The sequence below is a fragment of the Aquibacillus albus genome (assembly GCF_016908325.1).
GTDB lineage: Bacteria > Bacillota > Bacilli > Bacillales > Amphibacillaceae > Aquibacillus_A > Aquibacillus_A albus.
Map to the genome: position 1 here is coordinate 140,509 of NZ_JAFBDR010000006.1, position 24,345 is coordinate 164,853.

The 24,345-nt window shown below is 38.0% G+C and carries 22 protein-coding genes and 1 other RNA gene; 9 read left to right on the forward strand and 14 right to left on the reverse strand.

Translation table 11 applies throughout. From position 1 onward, the window contains the following. The first annotated feature begins 9 nt into the window (after positions 1-9). Positions 10-465 (forward strand): SRPBCC family protein, encoded by a 456-nt coding sequence (locus JOC48_RS07380; protein ID WP_204498434.1) that lies wholly within the window; start codon positions 10-12, stop codon positions 463-465. Between the two features lie 78 nt (positions 466-543). On the opposite strand, the gene ssrA is transcribed toward JOC48_RS07380, so the two are convergent. Together ssrA and smpB are read right to left on the reverse strand one after the other, a co-directional pair. After that, positions 544-906, reverse strand: a transfer-messenger RNA (tmRNA) gene (gene ssrA, locus JOC48_RS07385). A gap of 142 nt (positions 907-1,048) precedes the next feature. Further along, positions 1,049-1,510 (reverse strand): SsrA-binding protein SmpB, encoded by a 462-nt coding sequence (gene smpB / locus JOC48_RS07390; protein WP_204498435.1) that lies wholly within the window; start codon positions 1,508-1,510, stop codon positions 1,049-1,051. A 176-nt stretch (positions 1,511-1,686) separates the two neighbouring features. On the opposite strand from smpB, the gene JOC48_RS07395 reads away from it, so the two are divergent. Further along, positions 1,687-2,556: a GNAT family N-acetyltransferase gene (locus tag JOC48_RS07395; RefSeq protein ID WP_204498436.1), complete on the forward strand. Its 870-nt coding sequence runs from the start codon at positions 1,687-1,689 to the stop codon at positions 2,554-2,556. Positions 2,557-2,575: 19 nt separating this feature from the next. Here the strand turns inward: JOC48_RS07395 and rnr are convergent, their stop codons facing one another. From rnr to secG, 3 genes are all read right to left on the reverse strand, one after another. After that, positions 2,576-4,852, reverse strand: coding sequence for a ribonuclease R (gene rnr / locus JOC48_RS07400; protein WP_204498479.1), 2,277 nt, complete (start codon positions 4,850-4,852; stop codon positions 2,576-2,578). Positions 4,853-4,918: 66 nt separating this feature from the next. Continuing rightward, complete coding sequence (locus tag JOC48_RS07405) at positions 4,919-5,662, reverse strand: alpha/beta hydrolase (RefSeq protein WP_204498437.1); 744 nt, start codon at positions 5,660-5,662, stop codon at positions 4,919-4,921. A 282-nt stretch (positions 5,663-5,944) separates the two neighbouring features. Beyond that, positions 5,945-6,175, reverse strand: a complete 231-nt coding sequence (gene secG, locus JOC48_RS07410) for a preprotein translocase subunit SecG (protein ID WP_204498438.1) — start codon at positions 6,173-6,175, stop codon at positions 5,945-5,947. Positions 6,176-6,325: 150 nt separating this feature from the next. On the opposite strand from secG, the gene JOC48_RS07415 reads away from it, so the two are divergent. The 7 genes from JOC48_RS07415 to JOC48_RS07445 all read left to right on the forward strand — a co-directional run bounded on the left by JOC48_RS07415 (position 6,326) and on the right by JOC48_RS07445 (position 13,484). Continuing rightward, entirely contained in the window at positions 6,326-7,258 is a 933-nt protein-coding gene (locus tag JOC48_RS07415) for an alpha/beta fold hydrolase (protein ID WP_204498439.1), read from the forward strand. Between the two features lie 183 nt (positions 7,259-7,441). Next, a complete protein-coding gene (locus tag JOC48_RS07420; RefSeq protein ID WP_204498440.1) occupies positions 7,442-8,194 on the forward strand; it encodes a DeoR family transcriptional regulator in 753 nt (250 codons plus the stop codon). Further along, positions 8,191-9,105: a 1-phosphofructokinase gene (gene pfkB / locus JOC48_RS07425; RefSeq protein ID WP_204498441.1), complete on the forward strand. Its 915-nt coding sequence runs from the start codon at positions 8,191-8,193 to the stop codon at positions 9,103-9,105. The genes JOC48_RS07420 and pfkB overlap by 4 nt, the downstream gene beginning before the upstream one ends. A 12-nt stretch (positions 9,106-9,117) precedes the next feature. After that, on the forward strand, positions 9,118-11,007 hold the full coding sequence (locus JOC48_RS07430) for a PTS fructose transporter subunit IIABC (protein ID WP_204498442.1): 1,890 nt from the start codon (positions 9,118-9,120) through the stop codon (positions 11,005-11,007). Between the two features lie 51 nt (positions 11,008-11,058). Beyond that, positions 11,059-11,328, forward strand: coding sequence for a phosphocarrier protein HPr (locus tag JOC48_RS07435; protein WP_204498443.1), 270 nt, complete (start codon positions 11,059-11,061; stop codon positions 11,326-11,328). A 6-nt stretch (positions 11,329-11,334) separates the two neighbouring features. Further along, a complete protein-coding gene (gene ptsP, locus JOC48_RS07440; protein WP_204498444.1) occupies positions 11,335-13,050 on the forward strand; it encodes a phosphoenolpyruvate--protein phosphotransferase in 1,716 nt (571 codons plus the stop codon). 158 nt (positions 13,051-13,208) lie between these two features. Further along, complete coding sequence (locus tag JOC48_RS07445) at positions 13,209-13,484, forward strand: hypothetical protein (protein WP_338024244.1); 276 nt, start codon at positions 13,209-13,211, stop codon at positions 13,482-13,484. A 225-nt stretch (positions 13,485-13,709) separates the two neighbouring features. Here the strand turns inward: JOC48_RS07445 and eno are convergent, their stop codons facing one another. The 9 genes from eno to acsA form a co-directional block, all read right to left on the reverse strand. Then, positions 13,710-14,996: a phosphopyruvate hydratase gene (eno, locus tag JOC48_RS07450; RefSeq protein WP_204498445.1), complete on the reverse strand. Its 1,287-nt coding sequence runs from the start codon at positions 14,994-14,996 to the stop codon at positions 13,710-13,712. 44 nt (positions 14,997-15,040) lie between these two features. Then, a complete protein-coding gene (gene gpmI, locus JOC48_RS07455) occupies positions 15,041-16,579 on the reverse strand; it encodes a 2,3-bisphosphoglycerate-independent phosphoglycerate mutase (protein ID WP_204498446.1) in 1,539 nt (512 codons plus the stop codon). Continuing rightward, positions 16,576-17,334 (reverse strand): triose-phosphate isomerase, encoded by a 759-nt coding sequence (gene tpiA / locus JOC48_RS07460; RefSeq protein WP_204498447.1) that lies wholly within the window; start codon positions 17,332-17,334, stop codon positions 16,576-16,578. The genes gpmI and tpiA overlap by 4 nt, the downstream gene beginning before the upstream one ends. 18 nt (positions 17,335-17,352) lie before the next feature. Next, entirely contained in the window at positions 17,353-18,534 is a 1,182-nt protein-coding gene (locus tag JOC48_RS07465; RefSeq protein WP_204498448.1) for a phosphoglycerate kinase, read from the reverse strand. A 123-nt stretch (positions 18,535-18,657) separates the two neighbouring features. Then, a complete protein-coding gene (gene gap / locus JOC48_RS07470; protein ID WP_204498449.1) occupies positions 18,658-19,665 on the reverse strand; it encodes a type I glyceraldehyde-3-phosphate dehydrogenase in 1,008 nt (335 codons plus the stop codon). Positions 19,666-19,698: 33 nt separating this feature from the next. After that, complete coding sequence (locus tag JOC48_RS07475; RefSeq protein WP_204498450.1) at positions 19,699-20,727, reverse strand: sugar-binding transcriptional regulator; 1,029 nt, start codon at positions 20,725-20,727, stop codon at positions 19,699-19,701. Positions 20,728-20,885: 158 nt separating this feature from the next. Beyond that, positions 20,886-21,119: a glutaredoxin family protein gene (locus JOC48_RS07480; RefSeq protein WP_204498451.1), complete on the reverse strand. Its 234-nt coding sequence runs from the start codon at positions 21,117-21,119 to the stop codon at positions 20,886-20,888. Positions 21,120-21,360: 241 nt separating this feature from the next. Beyond that, entirely contained in the window at positions 21,361-22,593 is a 1,233-nt protein-coding gene (locus JOC48_RS07485; protein WP_204498452.1) for a homoserine dehydrogenase, read from the reverse strand. Positions 22,594-22,603: 10 nt separating this feature from the next. After that, positions 22,604-24,277: an acetate--CoA ligase gene (gene acsA / locus JOC48_RS07490; protein ID WP_204498453.1), complete on the reverse strand. Its 1,674-nt coding sequence runs from the start codon at positions 24,275-24,277 to the stop codon at positions 22,604-22,606. Between the last annotated feature and the right edge of the window lie 68 nt (positions 24,278-24,345).

A 24,345-nucleotide genomic window follows, 5' to 3' on the forward strand; every position in this document is an offset into this window, starting at 1 on the left:
GGGTTAATTATGCCAAGTGGGACTCATTCAGTAGAATTGAATGTTCCAATTGAAACTATTTGGAAGTTTGTTAGTGATATTAACAAATGGGCCCCTTTAGTACCGGGGTATGTTAAGCATCAGATTCGTAACCCAAAGCAATCGATATGGGAGTTAACAGGTGAAGTGGGCAATGTACAAAAAAAAGTTAATTTACAAATTGATATTATTAAATGGCAAGAACCAACGAAGGTAACTTTCGATATAAAAGGATTAAATGAAAAATTCGATGGTGTTGGATATTTTGAAGCCGAAGCACTTTCTAAAACAAACACAAAAATTACAGGATATATTAATATTACAACTAGAGGAATGTTAGGAACGATAGTAAATCCAGTACTAACATCTCTCGTTCAAAGAAAAACTTTAGAATTAACCGATGCAATGGCCGATAAGCTTGTAAAAGTTAAGTCTGCAACTAAATAGCCCCGCATGGAAAAAGGGCTTTCAATCTAATGAAAGCCCTTTTACAAAAAGACAAAATAAAAACCACCAACTATGTATTGGTGGAGACGGTGGGAATCGAACCCACGTCCAGAGATATCGCCACTCAGGCTTCTACATGCGTAGTTGGTATATTATCATTCGCTAACTATTCAGCCTACCAACAGGCTTCCTAGCAGCTAGCCTGATTCATCTCTTCTGTCCATCCCCAGGCGGAGGACAACAGCGTATCCCACTAAGTTTGAGACCCTTCTATCTACCACATGGGCGATGGTAGGAAGGATCCTTTAGAGCTACTTACGCAGCTGCTAAAGAGTAATTGTTTTCTTTGCCAGTTATATTTAGGCGAATAACGTTTAACGAGTCGTAACCTCGGCACGCAACCTGAGCTCAATCTACCCCTGTCGAATCCGTAACGTCCCCATGATAAAAAGGGTACAACGGAAAAGGAATAGCGAACTCTTCGCTTACTATTCAATTGTTAATCATAACGACATAATTAATTATAACAAATATAGCTCAAATTTCAAGTAATGCTAACTGGTAATGACTGCTAATCATTTGATTAATAACGTTCCTTTATCGCACGATCCATATCACGCTTCGCTTGCTTTTGCTTTAAATCCTCACGCTTGTCGTACTTCTTTTTCCCTTTACCTAATCCAATTAACATTTTAGCAACACCATTTTTAACATAGATTTTCAAGGGTACTAAGGAATAACCTTGCTGTTGTGTTTCTCCAATAAGCTTGTCTATTTGCTTACGGTGAAGCAATAATTTTCGTGTTCGGGTTGGATCATGATTAAAGCGATTCCCTTGCTCATAGGGAGAAATGTGCAAATTATGCAACCATGCTTCCCCACGATCAATTCTTGCAAAGCTATCCTTCATGTTTACTCTGCCTGCACGGATTGATTTTATTTCGGTTCCTTGTAATACAAGTCCTGCTTCATAGGTTTCTTCTATAAAAAAATCATGATTTGCTTTTCTATTTTGTGCTAATACTTTTCCCTGACCTTTTGGCATAACCAATCCTCCTATTCTCCGTGAAATTTATTTTAACAGATATAAGGGGTTATTCCAATTTTTTCGCGTGATTAGAAAACCTACATTAATACTTAACGAAGCCTAAAGTAATGGACATTTCTTTAATTTTTATGAGAAACTAAGAAAAGAAAAAGCTTTTTGGGGGGAAGAAAGTAGTGAGCCAAAACACGTTACAATTAAGGAAACTAACCATCGACGATTTCGAACTTGTTCAAAACATGAACACGAAGGTAGAAGATGATTACATATTACATATCTACCCAAATTTAGTGGAATCAAACACGCATGCAATGTATGGATTGTTTGAACAAGGTCAACTGTTGGCAATTGCAGGATACAGCCTATTTCCAGGTGGATATGCAATGCTTGGTCGACTAAGAAGTGATAAAAGTCTATTATCCAAAGGGAATGCAACGGAAATTTTAAGTAAAATCAAAGCAGAACTAGAATTGAATCCATCAATTAAATGGATAGGGGCAAATACAAACATTGGTAATAAGCCTGCAAGACGTGTGCTTGATAAAATAGGATTTCATCCCTTTACAAAGCTTTATTCCTATCCGGTAAAAGATAAATCTTTATTACAAGGAAGGAATGGTCCAATTTGGAACGAAGTCGATTCCATTAAAGAAAAGAGAGCATTACTTGAATCAATCAAAGATCATTCTCCTGACGGGGTTTATCCATATGAAATTTTTTATCCTTTTCCATTCAGCTCAGATTTAATAACAGATGAAAAGTTACAAGCTGCTACGTTTTACCAAAACCAAACACAAGATCGATTTATAGTGATTGAACAGGATGAAAAGCATGAAAAATTTGCACAAGTGAAGTACTTTTGGGATGACCATTTTGAACAGCCAGGCTTATGGGATACTGCCTTTCACTATATAAATGAGCAATCAGAACCAATGAGGGCTTGGATGGACTTTTCAGAAAAAGGGTATGCTAACATTCCAAATATCGATGCCTTTGAAGTAAGTGACGGATGGGTATTATATGGAAAATGGGTAGCAAAAGAATAGACGTGGGCGAATTCCACGTCTATTTTTTCTTCTTTTTCTTGCCTTTGTTTTTCTTTTTTGGTGATCCTTTTTGTGACCGTTCCTTTCCTTTCGGCGGCTTCACCTTCCCACTAGATTTAGTAGTCTTTGCGGAAATGACTTTCGGTCGTTCAGGTGCTATCCGAGCTTTCCGTGGCTTCATGCCTACAATTTCAAAATCAATCACACGCTCTTCTAAGTTAACATTGGCCACTTTTACTGTAGTCGCATCACCGATACGGAAGATATTTCCGGTTCGTTCTCCAATCATTGCATAAGACCGTTCATCAAAATAATAATAATCATCGGTCAAGTAACTAACATGAACAAGCCCCTCTACCGTATTAGGTAACTCAACAAATAATCCGAAGTTTGTCACAGAGCTAATCACGCCATCAAATTCTTCTCCAATTTTATCTTGCATATACTCTGCTTTTTTCAAGTCGTCTGTTTCACGTTCTGCATCAACAGCAGCACGTTCTTTTTCCGATGAATGTCGCGCAATATCAGGCATTTTTTCCTTCCAGTGCTGTTGCGTTTTTTCATCTAATTGCTTGTTTACTAAATACGTTCGAATTAAACGGTGCACAATTAAATCTGGATAACGACGAATCGGCGACGTAAAGTGTGTGTAAAAATCTGTTGCTAGACCAAAGTGACCAATACTGTTCGGATCATACTTCGCTTGCTTCATCGATCGCAGCATCAGCTTCGAAATAATCAATTCTTCCTGTTCCCCTTGCACTTCATCTAATACTTTTTGTAGTGCTTGTGGATGCACTTCATTTGACGTTCCTTTTACCACATATCCTAAATTCGCAATAAATTCAAAGAAATGCTGCAGCTTGGATGGCTCAGGGTCCTCATGAATCCGGTGGATAAAAGGTACGTCCATCCAATGGAAGTGCTCGGCTACTGTCTCATTAGCTGCAAGCATAAACTCCTCAATTAATCGCTCTGCGACAGAACGTTCACGTAAAACAACGTCTGTTGCCTTCCCTTCATCATCAACTAAAACTTGCGCTTCCTTAAAGTCAAAATCAATTGCTCCACGACCAAAACGCTTCTTACGAAGGACTGCAGCTAAGTTTTCCATGTCCTGAAACATTGGAACTAAGTCTTTGTATCGATCAATCACTTCTTCATCTTTATCAACCAATATTTTATTTACGTCTTTATAGGTCATTCGCTCATTTGTTTTGATCACACTTTGAAAAATCTCATGCTCTACTACTTCGCCATCTGGGCTAATTTCCATTTCACAGCCTAACGTCAAACGGTCTACTTGTGGATTCAAAGAACAAATCCCATTGGAAAGTCGATGTGGAATCATTGGAATAACACGGTCAACTAAGTAAACACTTGTTGCGCGGTCGGCCGCTTCTTTATCAATTGGCGAATCTTCTTCAACATAATACGTAACGTCAGCAATATAAACTCCCAATTTATAATTGCCATTGTCCAGCTTCTTCACTGTAACCGCATCATCTAAATCCTTTGCGTCTGCCCCATCAATCGTCACAATCATTTCATCCCGAAGATCTCGTCGATTAGCAATTTCCTCTTCGGTAATGGATTCTGGTGTATTAGCAGCATGATCCAATACCTCTTCTGGAAATTCAACTGCGATGCCATGCTTATAAATAATCGAAATAATGTCCATCCCTGGGTCATTTTTATGACCAAGAATTTGGACAACTTCCCCTTCTGCACTCATCCTTGCTTCAGGATATTTCGTAATTCTAACAATGACTTTATGTCCGTTTACTGCTCCCATAGAAGCATTTTTCGGGATAAAAATATCATTTGGGATACGCTTGTCATCAGCGATTACGAAACCAAAATTTCCATTATCGTCATAGGTACCTATTAATTCTGTAACCGCTCTTTCTAGGATACGGATGACTACCCCTTCTGGTCGTTTGCCTTGTTCATCTCTTCCTTCAATCCGAACGAGTACTCGGTCATTATTCATTGCCGATTGTAGGTCAGCATGATTAATATACACATCATCCTGCCCCTCTTCATCAGGGATAAGAAACGCGAAACCTTTGGCGTGCATTTGAATTTTTCCTCTAATTAAATTCATTCGCTCTGGGGGACCATATCGATTCTTTCTCGTTCGAACCAATTCTCCCTTTTCTTCTAATTCATTTAACACTTTCATTAATTCTTTAAATTGTTCAGCATCTTGAAGCTCCAAAACTTCCTCAATTTCTTGAACACTTAAAGGTTTAGAAGCATTTACTCGAAAATATTCCAAGATGCTTTGTTTCATTTGATCACTCAAGGCTCACCCTCCTTTACTACTTAAAATAACCTATTTTTCTATTGTTAGTATGGCTTAAGACCAGTCTAACGATTCTAAAAACTGATAAATATCTTCATGCAGCTGATCTTTTTCCTTATCCAATGTAATCACATGCCCTGAATCTTCGTACCATTTTAAATCCTTTTGATCTGCTTCAACATTCTCATATATGTAAGTAGCACTTGCTGTATTAATCATTTGATCCTTTCTTGCTTGTACGACAAAGGTAGGAGCATAAATGGTGTCCACCTCTTCTTTGACTTCAGTGATAAGCCCCCCTAGCCGATGAAAAAGATCTTTTGAACCCTCCATTAATTGTTCTACTTCTTCTTCAATCGTAGCTTCATTTTTTTTCTCTAATTGTTTGTATTCGGTAGAGAATTGCTTAAATCCTTTCGTAAGCTGTGTTTCATTATCAAAAAACATTGGTGCACACATTGGAATAACGCCCATCATTGGCTCTGAATAAGCTAACTTTAAGCCGAGAACTCCTCCAAGTGATAATCCAGCTACCGCTATTTCTTTATGCCCAATTTGCCGTAAATGATTTAAGGCTTGCTGCACATCCTCCCACCACTGATTCGGATTAGATGCAATTAAATCCTCTGGTGGTGCACCATGCCCTCGATAAATCGGGGCATGACAAGTATACCCTTTCTTTTGTAAAAATCTACCTAACATACGGACATCAGCTGTATGTCCTGTAAATCCATGTAATAATAATACCGCTCGTTTTCCGGCTTCAAACGTGAACGGTTGTGGTTGTTTTACTTTCATGGTGAAACTTCATCTCCTCGAGTTCTTTATATTATAGCCTAATCCAATCGTAACAAAGTTATCCATATTTTACTTTTCGTGTGCATTTTTAGAAACTTGGCTAGGCCAACCCTAAACTTAGTGCTTTCTTTCATCTTCTTCCTATCTTAACCCTCAACTAAAAAAACATTAAGACTCAATCTTAAAAAATAAATAATCCCCTACCATTTTATGGTAAGGGATTTTCGGGATTTTTTATGGTTTTAAAAGTCGAAGGTCTTTCTTAAGTACCACGTATATATCCTATAGTATATACCCTAAGAAAAACGTTAGGACGAATAGCAATACACCTGTAACAATTGTTAAACGGTGTAAAACAGCGTCAATACCCCGAGCTTTTTGCTTTCCAAATAACTGCTCAGCTCCACCGGAAATGGCTCCTGATAATCCTGCGCTTTTTCCAGATTGTAATAAAACTAAAACAATAAGAGCAATTGCATCAATAACTAATAACGTTACCGCAACTCCAACCATGTTGCGCACACCTCCTAAAACGCACTAATACATAATGATAATGTAGCATAAAGGTAGTCCCTTTAGCAAGTTTAATTTATATGGAATGGAAACGATTCCGTCCTACTTGTATACTGAGGATAAAACCTCTACAGGAAAAGAGGGATAGACATGAATAAGGAAAATTATTGGTTAACAATGCGTGATGGTCACAGTATTTATATGCAAAAATGGGAAGATTCAAGTTTAGAACCAAAAGGACTTATCCAAATCGCGCACGGAATGGTCGATCATATTAATCGTTATGATAACTTTGCAACTTACTTTGCTAAAAAAGGATACATTGTTTATGGGAATGACCACCGCGGACACGGGAAAACTGGACAAAAATATGACACTATCGGGTTTTCCTCAAATGAAAATGGATTTGAACGAATGTCTGAAGATTTAGTTGAAATCACACAGAATATAACAAACAGTTATCCAACATTGCCGATTTTTTTATTAGGACATAGCTTTGGTTCTTTTTTAGTAAGGTATTATATTCAGTCACATAGTGAGATGCTAGCTGGTGTCATATTATCTGGAACTGGTCATCAACCAACCGTTATCCTGAAGTTATTAAAACAACTTGCAAAACGAGAAATAAAAAAGAAAGGGGCAAAAACACCTTCACACCGTTTAAATAAGTTAATTTTTGGAAATTACGAACGAACGGTTCCAGGTGCTCAAACCAACTTTGATTGGTTATCTAGAGACCGAAGTGAGGTTAAAAAATATATCGATGATCCGCATACAGGTTTCATTCCTTCCACGACTTTCTATTTTGATATGTTTCATGGCATGAGTTTAATGGCAAAAAATAGGAATATTGCACAAATTAAAAAGAATTTACCGATGTTGTTTATTAGTGGTGATCAAGATCCTGTTGGAAATAAATCCAAAGGTGTTAAACAGGCAATTACACAATATCAAAAACACGAAATGGAAAATATCGAATACATTTTTTACGAAAAAAGTCGTCATGAAGTACTAAACGAAATAAATAAACAACAAGTCTATGATGATATAAATCAATGGATAGGAAAAATAATCGAACAGTAACAATAACGATTGCAACCCATTGCCATCTGTATATATAGTCAATTGTCTGATTCGAAGACAATTGACTATATTTGATTGTTTTTGACAAAATGTAAACTTTTGTGACTTTTTATGATTGAAAAGTGAAAAGGTTTGCTTTATTATTTATTTGAGCCTTACGAAAAAGTCAGGAGGATTATTTCCGTGCTTACTCCTAAACGTCACCAATTAATCTTGGATTTCATTGACAAACATAATACAGTGACTATTCAAGATTTAGTAGAACTTACAGATGCATCTGAATCGACAATTCGAAGAGACTTGAGTGAATTAGAGCGCCTTGAAAAAATCGAAAGAGTCCATGGTGGAGCTACATTAAAGCACAGTAAAAACCAAGAATTAAGCTTTCCAGAAAAGGCAACGAAATATATCGATGAAAAAAAAGGGATTGCCAAATGTGCAGCTAGCTTTGTGGAACCGAATGAATGTATTTACTTAGATGCTGGAACAACTACATTTGAAATGATTCCTTATTTAGCACAACAAAATGTCATAGTTGTTACAAATGGTTTAACACATTTAGAAGCACTTGGACGTTATGAAATATCCACGTATTTACTCGGAGGTTTTGTAAAGCATAATACGAGAGCACTAATAGGAAGCGGAGCAATCAGTAGTTTGAATAACTACCGTTTTGATAAATGCTTTCTAGGAGTAAATGGAGTACACGAGCATTATGGGTACACTACTCCTGACCCAGAAGAAGCAATGATCAAACGGTCAGTTCTAGAACTAGCACAGCAGCAATTTGTATTGGCAGATCATACCAAACTTAATACGATTTCGTTTGCCAACATCGCTGACATTCATCAGGCAACAATGATAACGAATGAGAAAGTGGATGTGGATGTGACTCCATTTCAAAATAAAACAAGCGTAAAGGTTGTGTCGTTATGATATATACTTGCACGTTAAATCCTTCCGTAGATTACATTATTCATACGCCGAACTTTCAAGCTGGTGGATTAAATAGAGGAGAAAACCCTGACTATTACCCTGGTGGAAAAGGTATTAACGTGTCAAGAGTGTTAAATCGTCTTGGTGTCGAAAATACGGCATTGGGATTTCTCGGAGGATTTACAGGTGATTTCATAAAAGGTGAACTAAAAAAAGAAAACATAAAAAGTAATTTTATTGAGGTTAACGGGGTAACAAGAATTAACATGAAGTTGAAGTCCAATACAGAAACAGAGATTAATGGGCCTGGCGCGTCAATCACCGAGGCACAGCTTTCTCATCTATATGATCAAATTCATTCGATGAAAACCGGTGACTTTTTAGTTGCATCTGGAAGTATCCCATCAACGGTACCAGATAATTTCTACGTAGAGATTGCTAATATTTGCAAAGAAAAACAAGTGAACATGATTGCCGATACGTCTAGCCAAGCATTAAAAGAACTAATCGGTACAGAATTATTTCTTGTCAAACCAAATCAGCATGAATTAGAAGAATTGTTTGATACAACGATTGACTCTTTTGAAGATGCAGTAAGTTATGGAAAAAAGCTTCACGAACAAGGTGCGAAACATGTCATTGTTTCAATGGGCGGAAATGGTGCAGTTTACATAGGAACAGATGTATGTTTATTTGCCAACGCTCCAAAAGGGGAAGTAAAGAACTCAGTTGGAGCAGGAGATTCCATGGTAGCTGGCTTTTTATCTGCCTTCACGAAAACCAATCAACCAAAAGAAGCATTCCGTTATGCTATTGCTACTGGTAGTGCAACTGCTTTTAGTAATGATTTATGCACGAGAGATGCAGTGGAAAAACTATTACAGCAAATTTCGGTAGAGGCGATTGATTGAGGAGGTTCAACGATGAACATTACAGATTTATTAAAAAAAGACACGATTATTCTACAACTTGAAGCTAATTCAAAATCCTCTGTCATTGATGAATTAGCAGATAAACTAGATCAAGCTGGGCGCCTCCATGACAAACAAAGCTTTAAAGATGCTATTTTAGCTCGGGAGTCACAAAGTACAACGGGGATTGGAGAAGGAATTGCAATTCCACATGCGAAAAGCGAGGCAGTGAAAACTCCTGCCATTGCCTTTGGACGCTCAAAGGAAGGCGTTGATTATGAAGCATTGGATGGACAGCCTTCACATCTATTTTTTATGATTGCTGCATCAGAAGGAGCAAATCAAACCCATTTGGAAACATTGTCCCGCTTATCTACTTTTTTGATGGATGACAAATTCCGTCAAAAGCTTGAACAAGCAACCAGTGAAGATGAAGTTATTGAACTGATTAATCAAAAGGAACAAGATGAAACAGAAGATGAGGATGAACAAACACCTGAGCAAGACCGCTATCTCTTAGCTGTAACTGGCTGTCCGACTGGAATTGCCCATACATATATGGCTGCTGATAAGTTGAAAGCAACAGCCAAAGAAATGGGCATTTCAATAAAAGTAGAAACAAATGGTTCTGGCGGAGTGAAAAACCGCATTACTCCAGAAGAAATTGATAAGGCGGACGCGATTATCGTGGCTGCGGACACCAAAATTGAAATGGAACGCTTTAAAGGAAAGCCTTTAATTCAAGTTCCTGTTGCTAAAGGAATTCATGAACCGAAACAGTTAATAGAGAGAGCAATTAAAAAGGACGCACCTACTTATCAAGGTGGAGATTCTTCCCCGGATGAAAAATCTGACGATAAAGGTAGAACTGGTCTATATAAGCACTTAATGAACGGTGTTTCGAATATGCTGCCTTTTGTTGTTGGCGGTGGTATTTTAATTGCAATATCTTTCTTATTTGGTATCCATTCTGCAGATCCAACACATGAGCAATATAATCGTTTTGCAGAAATGCTAATGACCATTGGTGGCGGAAATGCCTTTTACCTGATGGTTCCTGTATTAGCCGGTTTTATTGCATCAAGTATTGCAGATCGACCTGGTTTTGCACCTGGTATGGTTGCTGGTTTAATTGCAATAACAACAGGAATTGAAGGTGCTTCCGGAGGATCAGGATTTCTAGGAGGACTTATTGCTGGTTTCTTAGCTGGTTATTTAACGCTATTCGTAAAAAAAGTTTTAGAAGTACTCCCTGCTGTTTTTGATGGTCTGAAAACAGTACTACTATATCCGGTGTTTAGCATTGGTCTTACTGGTATTATCATGTTAATAATCAATCCACCACTTACAACATTGTACACTGGTCTATCCCATTGGTTAGAAGGTTTAGGAAATACAAACCTTGTGTTACTAGGTATTATTCTTGGTGGGATGATGGCAATAGATATGGGTGGTCCAATCAATAAAGCAGCCTATACATTTGGAATAGCAATGTTGGATGCTGGAAACTTTAATTTTATAGCTGCAATTATGGCTGGCGGGATGGTACCACCACTGGCAACAGGTTTAGCGACTAGCATCTTTAGAAACAGGTTTACGAAACAAGAACGTGAAGCTGGGAAATCCAACTATGCGTTAGGTGCTTTCTTTATTACCGAAGGGGCAATCCCATTTGCAGCTGCAGATCCAGCACGTATTATTCCTTCTATTATTCTTGGTTCAGCCGTTGCTGGTGGACTTACGATGTTGTTTGATATTGGGCTTAGAGCTCCCCATGGTGGTATTGTAGTAGCTGGATTAGTGGAGGGAAATGCATTATTATACTTATTAGCCATTTTAATAGGTACAATTATCAGTGCATTTCTTATAGGATTCTTGAAAAAGGACCTAGAAAAGGAGTAAAATTATATTGTAGTGTACCCGTATTATAAATTTATTTAGGAGGTTTTTTTTATGGCAGTTGAAAAAACAGTTAAAATTACAGATCCGACAGGTGTTCACGCACGTCCTGCAACAGTACTAGTAAACAAAGCAGGTAGTTTCGCAGCAGATACTACAGTGGAGTATAACGGAAAATCAGTTAACTTAAAATCCATCATGGGTGTGATGTCTTTAGGTATTCCAAAAGACTCAGAGATTAAAATCACCGCAGATGGTTCCGATGAACAAGAAGCATTAGATGCATTAATAGAAGTTATCAAAAAAGAAGGACTAGGAGAGTAAATTTTAATGAGTAATATAAGCGGCATAGCAGCATCAAGTGGAATTGCAATTGCTAAAGTTTATAAACTAGCAGTTCCTGAACTAACATTTGAGAAAACAACAATCGACAATCCAGAGGCTGAAATTGAACGCTTGAATCAAGCATTAGAAATTTCAAAAAACGAATTGGAAGTCATCAAAGAAAACGCTCGAAAATCACTTGGTGATGAGCATGCAGAAATCTTTTCTGCTCACTTGCTTGTGTTAAGTGATCCAGAAATGATCAATCCGATTCAAGATAAAATCAACACAGAAAAAGTTAATGCGGAAGCGGCTCTTGAAGACACAGCAAACATGTTTATTGATATGTTTAAAGCAATGGATAATGAATACATGAGAGAACGTGCTGCTGATATTCAAGATGTGACGAAACGAGTGATGGCTCATTTGTTAAATGTCACATTTCCAGACCCAGCTCTTATTGACGAAGAGGTTGTTATTGTCGCTGAAGACTTGACACCTTCTGATACGGCACAATTAAATAAAAATTTCGTTAAGGGGTTCACTACCAACATAGGCGGTCGTACATCCCACTCTGCTATCATGGCAAGATCACTGGAGATTCCTGCAGTTGTAGGAACAAAAAGCATTACAAGTGATGCAAAAAAAGATGATCTTATTATAGTTGATGGTATTGATGGTGATGTCATCATTAATCCAACCGAAGAAGAAATTACTACTTACAAGAAAAAGCAAGAAGATTTTGAGAAGCAAAAAGAAATATGGGCTCAATTAAAAGATGAACCTACTGTTTCAGCAGATAATCATCATGTTGAGTTAGTTGCTAACATCGGCACCCCAGACGACGTTGCTGGTGTAATCAACAACGGGGGTGAAGGTGTTGGACTTTACCGTACGGAATTTCTTTATATGGGCAAAAGCGAGCTTCCAACAGAGGACGAGCAATTTGAAGCCTATAAATCTGTACTAGAACAAATGGGTGATAAACCTGTTGTTGTACGGACACTTGACATCGGTGGAGATAAAGAATTAAATTATTTAGATCTGCCAAAAGAAATGAATCCATTTCTAGGGTTCCGTGCCATCCGTTTATGCTTAGAACGTGATGATATCTTCCGTACACAATTACGAGCATTACTACGTGCAAGTGCGTATGGAAACCTTAAAATCATGTTCCCAATGATTGCTACATTGGATGAATTTCGTCAAGCGAAGGCATTACTTCTAGAGGAAAAAGATAATCTGAAGAACGATGGTGTTGACGTCTCTGATGAGATCGAAATAGGAATTATGGTTGAAATCCCTTCAACAGCAGTTATTGCAAGGCAATTTGCAAAGGAAGTTGATTTCTTCAGTATTGGAACAAATGACTTAATCCAATACACGATGGCAGCTGACCGTATGAATGAGCGTGTCTCTTATTTATACCAGCCATATCACCCAGCCATCCTTAACCTTGTCAATAATGTTATTGAAGCTGCACATGCAGAAGGTAAGTGGGCTGGAATGTGCGGTGAAATGGCAGGCGACTCCATCGCTATTCCGATATTATTAGGTCTTGGACTAGATGAATTTAGTATGAGTGCTACGTCCATTTTACCAGCACGTACACAAATCAAAGACCTATCAAAAGAAGAATTAGCTTCATTTAAGGATCAATTGCTATCCATGAATACTGCTGATGAAGTAGAACAGTTCATCAGAGAAAATACAAATCAGTAATTCAAAACAGGGGTACAAATCGTATAACGATTCGTACCCCTGTTTGTTGGGACAAAGGGACAGGTCCAGTGTCCCAAAATGGATTTATCTCTTTGACATGTATATTTAAACCTTCTTTTAAGCAAATTAGTAACGAATAAAAAAAGGAGGATGATTCCGTGAAAGGTAATAATATTTCAAGCATGAAGGATCAAAATCAGCTTGCACAAGCACACCAATCCATTTTACATCTTCAAAATACCATTAGTCAGGCACAAAGCCATCCAAATAACCAAGTGATTGAACAGATTGAAAATTCATTAGAAAGAGCTGAACAGTCTCTTGCTCAAGCTGAACAAATTACTGACAACCAACAAGCCATAGACCTTGCTCGACAAGAGTTAGAACAACAAAAACAGGCCTATCAAGAAATTCAGTCTCGTACAATCGATTAATTGCAATGATGGTATGAATTTCACGTTTAATACATTGTTATAAACCTTTAGAAAAACTCGACATTCGTCTCATCCTATAACGAGTGTCGAAGTTTTTCTTATCCTTCATTTCTTAAAATTTTCACTACTCGAATTGCTTCTTTGCTAAAATTTTATACTTTCCTACCGTGCAAAAAAGCTGCTGTAGAGAGTTCCTTCCCCACAGCAGCTTTTTATTAAACTACATTACTTGTTCAAGTTATAAAAAGCAGTTTTTCCAGCGTAAATTGCAGTACCAACTAGCTCATCTTCAATACGTAGCAATTGGTTGTACTTCGCAACACGGTCAGTACGTGAAGGTGCACCAGTCTTAATTTGACCAGCGTTTGTTGCAACAGCAATATCAGCAATTGTTGCATCCTCTGTTTCACCAGAACGGTGAGAGATAACTGCTGTGTACCCTGCACGCTTCGCCATTTCAATTGCTTCAAACGTTTCAGTAAGTGTACCGATTTGGTTTACCTTAACTAGAATTGAGTTACCTACACCTTGCTCAATACCTTGCTTCAAACGCACTGTATTTGTAACGAATAAATCATCACCAACTAGTTGTACACGATCACCAATACGCTCTGTTAAAAGCTTGTGACCTTCCCAGTCATTTTCGTCTAGGCCATCTTCTATTGAAATGATTGGGTATTTGTTAATCATTTCTTCATACCATCCAACCATTTCTTCAGAAGTACGTACAACGCCTTCTCCTTTTAGGTTATATTTTCCATCTTCATAAAATTCAGAAGAGGCAACGTCCATCGCAAGCTGTACTTCTTCACCTGGCTTATAACCAGCAGCTTCGATAGCTTCGATAATAGTAGAAAGTGCTTCTTCGTTCGAACCTAGGTTTGGAGCAAATCCACCTTCGTCACCTACACCGGTGTTTAAGCCTTTGCCACTAAGAACTTTTTTCAAGCTGTGGAAAATTTCAGCGCCTGTACGAAGTGCTTCACGGAAAGTTGGAGCACCAACTGGCATGATCATGAATTCTTGGATATCTACGTTGTTGTCTGCGTGCTCTCCACCGTTTAGGATGTTCATCATTGGAGTTGGTAGTGTCTTCGCATTGAATCCACCTAGATAAGTATATAATGGAACACCTAAGTAATCTGCAGCAGCATGAGCAACAGCCATTGATACACCAAGAATAGCATTAGCACCTAGCTTTCCTTTGTTTTCTGTTCCATCTAGTTCAAGAAGTAATTCATCAATCACAACTTGACGTGTAACATCAAGACCAAGTAATTCTGGTGCAATCACTTCATTTACGTTTTCAACAGCCTTTAAAACACCTTTTCCTAAGTAACGTTCTTTATCACCATCACGTAATTCTACTGCTTCGTGTTCCCCAGTAGAAGCACCACTAGGAACTAGTGCTTTACCAAACGCACCTGTTTCTGTAAAAATTTCCACTTCAACCGTTGGGTTACCACGAGAATCTAAAACTTCACGTGCATAAACATCAGTAATATAAGGCATTGTATTCATTCTCTCCTTTTTCTCACATTATTTTATAGGATTTTTTATTTTTTAATTAATGATGAACCTGTCATTTCTTTTGGTTTGTTCACATCAAGTAAATCTAACAATGTTGGTGCCAAATCACCAAGAATTCCGCCGTCACGTAATTCAATTCCATCCTTTGTCACAATGACTGGCACTGGATTGGTTGTGTGTGCGGTCATTGGCTTACCTTCCTCAGTTAGCACTTCATCGGAATTACCATGATCGGCCGTAATAATAGCATGCCCACCTTTTTCGATGATCTTGTCAACAATCTTGCCGAGACATTCATCAACGACTTCGATTGCCTTAATTGTAGGCTCCAGCATACCGGAATGACCAACCATATCAGGGTTTGCGAAGTTCAAGATGATCGCATTTTGGTTTCCTTCATCTAGCTCTTTCAACAAAGCATCTGTCACTTCATACGCACTCATTTCCGGCTGTAAATCGTAAGTAGCAACCTTCGGGGAATCAATTAAAATTCTCTTTTCCCCTGGAAATTCTTTTTCACGTCCACCACTCATAAAGAATGTCACGTGTGGATATTTCTCTGTTTCAGCAATACGTAGTTGATTCAAATCATTTTGAGCTAAAACTTCCCCAACCGTATTATCTAAATTAACCGGCTCATAAGCGACAAATCCATCAACGGTTTCACTAAAATGTGTCAAACCTACAAAGTGGATATTTTTCGGTGCTTTTTCACCACGGTCAAAATCACGGAAATCATCATTCGCAAATGTACGTGAAATTTGAATCGCGCGATCTGGACGGAAGTTGTAAAAAATAACAGAATCTTCATCTTCAATGGTTGCTTTTGGCTTTCCATTTTCATCGGTTAACACAGATGGTAATACGAACTCATCATAGATTTCATTTTTATAATTATCATCGATTAATTCGAATGGATCTGTATACGTTGGACCTTCGCCATAAACCATGGCATCATATGCCTTCTTTACACGATCCCATCGCTTGTCACGATCCATGGAATAATAACGTCCAGATAATGTTGCAATCTCACCAACACCATATTCTTTCATCGTATCTAATGCAGCTTCTACATATTTTTTGGCCGTTTGTGGACCAACGTCGCGACCGTCAAGAAATCCATGAACATACACCTTTTTCAAACCTTGCTTTGCAGAAAGTTTTAATACTGCATATAAATGTTCAATATGACTATGTACACCACCATCAGATAGTAATCCAAATACATGTAGTGCTTTGTCATTGTCCCTTGCATAGTTCACTGCTTTTAGTAAGGCATCATTTTCAAAAAAGTCTCCTTCGCGAATCGATAAATTCACTCGCGTTAGACTTTGGTAAACAATTCTTCCTGCACCGATATTTAAATGACCAACTTCAGAATTACCCATTTGTCCTTCTGGTAAGCCAACAGCTTCTCCACTTGCTTTCAATTGATTATGTGGATAGCTGTTCCAATAACGATCAAAGTTTGGTGTGTTTGCTTGTTTAATCGCATTACCAAAATCTTCGTCGCGAATTGCATATCCATCCAAGATAATCAGTGCAGCTAATTTATCTTGACTCATTTTGCACCAGCCTCCACTAAAGTTAGGAAGGAGTCTGCCTCCAAGCTAGCGCCACCAACTAGTGCTCCATCAATATCTGATTGAGCAAGTAATTCATCAACATTGGCAGGTTTTACGCTACCTCCATATTGAATCCGGACAGCTTCTGCAGCATCCGCTGAAAATGCTTCCTTCACAACATTACGAATGTGTGTGCATACTTCATTCGCCTGTTCAGAAGTAGCTGTTTTACCAGTTCCAATTGCCCAGATCGGTTCGTACGCCACAATTGTTTGTTTCACTTGATCATCCGTTAATCCAGCTAGTGCTTGCTTTACTTGATTTTCTACTAATGTCATCGTTTCATTATTTTCACGTTGTTCAAGTGTCTCGCCAACACAAACAATAGGAGTTAATTGATGATTGAATGCTGCATGCACTTTTTTATTGACTGTATCATCATTTTCCCCGAATAATTCACGACGCTCCGAGTGCCCAATCACTACATAAGTGACCCCTAGATCTTTTAGCATAACAGGGCTTACCTCTCCAGTAAAAGCTCCATTATCCTCATAATGCATATTTTGTGCTGCAACCTTCAAATCCGTTCCAGCAGCTTTATCTACAAGGGAAGCTAAAAAAGGATATGGTGCACAAACAACTGATTCCACCTTATCACTAGAAGGAATATTATCTTTTGTATCAGCTACAAATTGTTCAGCTTCCTTTAGCACCTTATTCATTTTCCAGTTTCCTGCAATTACTTTTTTACGCATCTAAACACCCTCTCTAAATTATTTATCGCTTAAAGCATCTACACCTGGTAGGACTTTTCCTTCCATAAATTCTAAGGATGCTCCCCCACCGGTAGAAATGTGATCCATCTTGTCTGCATAGTTAAATTTTTCAACTGCAGCTGCTGAATCTCCACCACCAATTACGGTATATCCTTCTGTTTTAGCAAGTGCATCTGCAACTGCTTTTGTGCCATTCGCAAATGTTTCTAGTTCAAATACACCCATTGGTCCATTCCAAATGACAAGCTTCGAATCCTGAACGATGCCGGCATATTTTTCACGCGTTTTTGGCCCAATATCTAACGCTTCCCAATCAGCAGGAATACTATCGATATCAACTTCTTTTGTATTTGCGTCATTAGAAAAATCATCTGCAACAATTACATCGATTGGCAATACAAAATTAACACCTTTTTCTTCTGCTTTTTGCATGAATTCTTTAGCTAATTCAATTTTGTCTTCCTCTAAAAGAGATTTTCCAATTTCATATCCCTTTGCTTTAATAAACGTATAAGCTAAACCGCCGCCAACAATTAGATTGTCTACCTTTTCTAATAGATTTTCAATAACGCCGATTTTATCTTTAACTTTTGCCCCACCAATGATAGCAGTAAACGGACGATCAGGATCAGATAATGCTTTCCCTAATACATCAAGCTCTTTTTGTAAGAGGAACCCAGCTGCAGAAGGTAAATGCTCTGCAACACCTGCAGTTGATGCATGGGCACGGTGAGCTGCTCCGAATGCATCGTTTACATATAAATCAGCCATTTTTGCAAATTCTTTGGCTAATTCTGGATCATTATTTGTTTCACCTGGATGAAAACGAACATTTTCTATTAATAAAACATCGCCATCTTCCATGTCACCTAGTGCTTTATCTACTTCTGGACCGTAAACTTCATCTGTTTTTGTTACCGTTTTGTTTAGTAGATCACTGAGACGCTTAGCTACTGGATCTAGTCTCAATTCTTCAACAACTTCACCTTTTGGACGGCCTAAATGGCTTGAGAGGATGACGCGGGCTCCTTGCTCTGCTAGATACTGAATAGTAGGAATCGCAGCTTTAATTCGAGTTTCGTCTGTCACTTCACCATTCTTCATTGGTACGTTAAAATCAACACGGCAAAAAACCTTTTTTCCTTTTACGTCTAAATCACGAATCGTTTGCTTGCTCATTACCCAATAACCTCCTTATCTTTACCTTCCATATGTAAGTTTCCATTTTAAAACAAGAAATGGGGAGGAGGATTGATCCCCCTCCCCATTAACAGTTCCTTATCTTGTTAAAAATTATTCAACTTATAGTCCTTGTTGCTTTAAGAAAACAGCCAAGTCTACACAACGAGAAGAGTATCCCATTTCATTGTCATACCAAGAAACAACTTTAACCATGTTTCCTTCCATTACCATTGTAGATTGAGCATCAATAGTAGAAGAGTGAGGATCACCTACATAGTCAGCTGATACTAATGGCTCATCAGAATATCCAAGGATTCCTTTTAATTCACCTTCTGCCGCTGCTTGGAATGCTGCATTTACTTCTTCAGCAGTTACATCTTTATCTAGTTCTGCAACTAAGTCAACTAAAGAGCCGTCTGGAGTAGGTACACGCATTGCCATACCATTTAACTTTCCTTTTAATTCTGGTAGTACTAGTGATACTGCTTTTGCAGCCCCAGTTGTTGTCGGGATAATGTTTTCTGCAGCAGCACGTGCACGACGATAATCTTTATGTGGTAAATCAAGAATTTGTTGGTCATTTGTGTAAGAGTGTACAGTTGTCATCATACCGCGCTTCAAACCGAATTTATCATTAAGTACTTTCGCAAATGGCGCTAAGCAGTTAGTTGTACAAGATGCATTAGAAATAACATGATGGCTAGCCGCGTCATATTTATCTTGGTTAACACCCATTACAATTGTAATATCTTCATCATTTGCAGGTGCAGAAATAACGACTTTTTTCGCACCAGCTTCAAGGTGCTTACTAGCATCTTCACGTTTTGTGAAGCGACCAGTTGATTCAATAACAACTTCTACTCCAAGATCTTCCCAGCCAAGGTTAGCAGGATCTCTTTCAGAAAGTACTTTGATTTCTTTTCCAGCAACTACTAGGTTAGTTCCGTTTACAGATACTTCTTCTTCAAGCTTTCCATGAACAGAATCATATTTCAATAAATGAGCTAGCATATTTGCATCTGTCAGATCATTTACTGCTACTACTTCTACCTCATTGTTTTTTAATGCTTGACGAAATACATTACGGCCGATACGACCAAAACCATTAATACCTACTTTTACTGTCATGATTCATTTCCTCCTTGGTTTTTACATATATATTTAAAGGGAAAATTCCCTTATTAACTCTTGTGCAGCACTTTCGTCGGTAATTAAAACGTTGCTTTTTCCTTGTTTAAAATAGGAGTTAATCGCTTTTGCTTTTGATTTACCTCCAGCAACAGCAATTACGCAATCTGTTTTGTATAAATCCTCCAATTGAATGCCAACTGTTCGAACTTTATGAATAACTTCACCAGACTCATTAAAATAGTAACCAAATGCTTCACTAACAGCATTACCATCAACAATTTTGTTTAGCACATCCTTAGAGGCTTTCCTTCTTTTGGCCATCGTTACAGCATCTCCAATTCCATGAATAACGACATCCGCATCTCGAATAATCTCCAATACTTCTTTTATAGAAGGCTCCTCAATAATCGATTGATAGGATTCTTCACTTATTGGATCGGGTACATACAACAGTCGATATTCACCATGCGCTTTTTTAGCCATTTCCACACATATCGTATTGGCTTGATTTTCGACACGTTCGCCAAGTCCACCTCTAGCAGGTACAAACATGCAATTCGTGGCCCCGTTAAAAGGAGTCATCATTTCCGCAACTGCTGCCATCGATGTTCCTCCAGTAACTGCAATCGTTTGTTTCATCTGTAAGATTGTCTTTAAGTAATGTATACATGCCTTACCTAACTCTTGTTTTACCCAATCATGCTCATCACTATTACCTGGAACAACAATTACATGATTCAATTGTAATTTGTCCTTCACATGCTGTTCTAAAACACTAAATCCAGAAACTTCTTTCATAAATGCTGCTAACTGATTAAGAAGTTCTATGCCTGCATTTGTTAGATGCATTCCTTTAGCTGTTACTTCAATAAGACCATTTTTGTTAAAAAAATCAACTTCGCTGCGAACGATTCGTTCAGCCAGTTCAATGTTATCGGCTAAACTTCTCCGTCCGATTGGTTGCATTAATTGTATGTAATGAAGAATTTTATACCTCCGCTGCATGACTTTGAGCAAATCAGGGAATAATTTCTGTTGAATATCAATCAATGCTCTCATCATTTGACTCCTTTTCGTCTATCCACCGGGTTGATTTTGTCCCCGCTAGTCATAATATGTCCCGCATGCGGCAAAAAAATTCCTTAACTAATATTAATTGTATCAGATGGGTGTTTCTACCACAACTCTTTTCTTCCATTTTGTCTAATTTTAGTTTTTTATGTTAAATTTGACAGAATATGCTCGATACTGATTTGACCGAAATCTACCTCTTTCCCATCTATTTCAACAACTGGAATCATTAGCTGGTATTTTTCTAGTAATCGATCATCCGTATAAATGTCTATTTCTTCGAATGAAAAGGAGACCTCGTTCTTTAGGATTAATAGAAGCTCCTTTGCATCTTCGCATAATGGACAATTTTCTTTCGTGTACATAACCACTTTCTTCATTTTTGCCTCCTGATGATATGTGTTAGATAATTTAATTTTACTAATAATATTAATGAAATGGAAATAATTTGTATAGAGTACTTTATATGCATTTGTATCGCTATTTGTGACATCAAAGGGGTCAGACCCCTCATCTACACGAAATCCGCGAGTCCGTAAAACCAAACTCCAAACGTTAAAAAACGCTCAGATTTAATCTGAGCGTTTTTCTGTGCTAAACCCATAACATGATTCAGCAGAATTAACCTACAGTACTTAAGCTTTTAATTTCAGAGAATTGGCTATTCATCCGGTAGTAGGCTACCCCTGGTTGATCCTGAACCACGCTTTGAACATCTGCTTCTGAAGCAGTTACTCTCCAGCAGGTTGTTGTACTTCCATCTTTAGAAATTTCCCATTTATCTTGAATGGTTAGTGAATCTATTGAATCAGCCAGTCCTATGACGAGCCAATCTTCCAAAGCAGACTCACTTAACGATGTAAAAGAAACTGCACTCTCTTCATAAACATTTTCTTTTATTTGATAAATGTTAACTAAATCCTCAATAATAGCACTAGCAGTAGGAAGAGCTCCTGCGCCTGGCCCCTGAAGCTGTAATTGTCCAACAATATCTCCAGTTACCATTACCGCATTATCGACTCCATCAACCGAATATAAGGCATGAGAGGATGGCAGTACTACAGGTTCAACCGCTAGTTTTACATCGCCATCTTCACTCACCAAAGATGCAACATGTTTTATTTTACACCCGATAGAATGTGCAGCAAGGATATCAACATCACGAACATTTCTAATCCCTCGATGGACGATGCTATCCCATGAAGGTTGTGTTCCAAATAATAGATCACTTAAAATCATTAACTTGTAAAAAGCATCCCAGCCATCAATATCATTACTTGGATCAGCTTCTGCATACCCTTTTTGCTGTGCATCATAAAGTGCATCCTTGAAAGGCGTTTGATTCTCCGTTATATCTGTAAGAATATAGTTTGACGTTCCATTTAAAATCGCTTCTATTTTTGTTATTCTATTAACCCTTAACAAATGTCGAAGCGTACTAATGATAGGAATTCCACCCGCAACAGCAGCCTCATATTCTAATCTTACATGATTTTGCACTGCTTGCTTTTTTAATTCCTTGCCTTTGTTAGCTAATAACTCTTTGTTGGCAGTAATGACATGAAATCCCTTGTCTAAAGATTTTTTTACATAAGAATACCCCGGTTCAACACCGACAATTGCTTCGATGACCACATCTACATCAGGTATTTCTAACAAATCATCCATGTCATCAGTAATCACTACATGCTGGTCTATCTTTCGTTTTTTATTTATATCATTCACTAAAACACCTACAATCTCTACTTTTTTACCAAGTAGAGATTGTAGACGGTTCTGATGAGTTTGAATCGTTTGGTAAACACCTTCACCAACCGTTCCAAAGCCTAATAATACAATTTTTAAGCTGCTCATATTCCGCCTCCTACGCCTGAACTTTTTGAATCTCCCGTTCTTTTAATTTTCTACGAAGAATCTTTCCGCTGATTTTTGTTTTCGGAAGTTCATCAACAACTTCAATTTCCCTAGGAGCGGCGTGTGCCGATAAATTTTTTCTTACGAATAGACGAATTTCTTCGATTAATTCTTTTGACTCTTCATAACCTGTACGTAAAGTTATGAATGCTTTCACTAATTCACCACGGACAGGATCTGGTTTACCGATTACTCCAGCCTCTGCTACGGCAGGGTGCTCAATTAATTTACTTTCAACCTCGAAAGGCCCAATTCTTTCACCAGCAGAGTTGATCATGTCATCATTTCTGCCTTGGAAAAAGACGTAACCCTCTTCATCCTGTAAGGCTAAATCACCAGAAATATACCAGCCTTCATATTTAAAATAAGAATTAAATTTGTCTTCATTTCCCCAAATTTCTTTCATTAATCCAGGCCAAGGAGTACGAACAGCTAGCTGTCCAACAGACCCTCTAGGTAATTCATTTCCTTCTTCATCTAATATTCCTACTGTTATACCTGGAAAAGCTCTACCCATTGATCCTGGCTTTATTTTCTCTGCTGGTAGGTTGACAATAAGGTGTCCACCTGTTTCTGTCATCCACCACGTATCATGAATTCGAAGCCCTAGATTCTTCCAAGCCCATTGAATAACTTCAGGATTTAATGGTTCTCCAACACTTAAAATATGCCTTAACGATGAAAGATCGTATTTTTTAAATAAATCCCCTTGAGACATTAGCATACGAAAAGCAGTTGGGGCACTGTACCAAGTAGTTACCTTTAAATCTTGAATAAGCTGGTACCAGTTTTCAGCTTTAAAACGACCACCTTGAATAACAATTGTTGCACGATTTAGCCAAGGTGCAAATAAACCATAAACACTACCAGTAACCCAGCCTGGATGCGAAGTACACCAGTACACATCATCTTCTTTGACATCTAGCACCCATTTTCCAGATTGGTAATGGTGGACCGTAGATCGATGTGCGTGTAATACACCTTTTGGCTTACCAGTTGAACCACTTGTGTAGTGAATAATCAGTCCATCATTTTCATCTACCCACTCAACGAAACTGTTTTCACTTGCTTCATAAGGGATATTTTCAATATCCTCCGCTAATAGAATCGTTTCTAGTGATGGGATATCCGATTGTGGAACCCGTTGAACTAGTTCTTTATCAGTAATTAGTACCGTACCTTTACAATCGTTTATTCTATCCTTCACAGCATCTTCCATGAATGCTTCGAACAGCGGCCCTGCAATTGCACCTATTTTTATTACAGCTAGAATTGCAATATAGCATTCTGGTGTTTTTGGAAGAAATACAAAGACTCGGTCACCTTTAACAACACCATTCTCCTTTAAAATACGGGCATAGTGATCCGTCTTTTCTTTTACCTCACGAAAGGTTAACTCCCGTTGTTCATCACCATTTACGTAATAAAGAGCGATTTTATCTCCGAAGCCTTCATCTACATGACGATCAATCGTTTCATACGCCGCATTTAGTTTACCAGTTTTTTGAAAGCTCAGCTCTTGTGCTGCACTTTCCCAATTAAATGATTTACTTACCTCAGTATAGTTTGTTAAATTATACGAACCTGAAATAGGTGAAATTGTTTTTGTTTCTTCCGCTGTCATGTAAAGCATCCCCCTTTAGTTGCCATGTATGATTTCTCAATGGGCTTTCCCTTGTGAATCATTTTTCT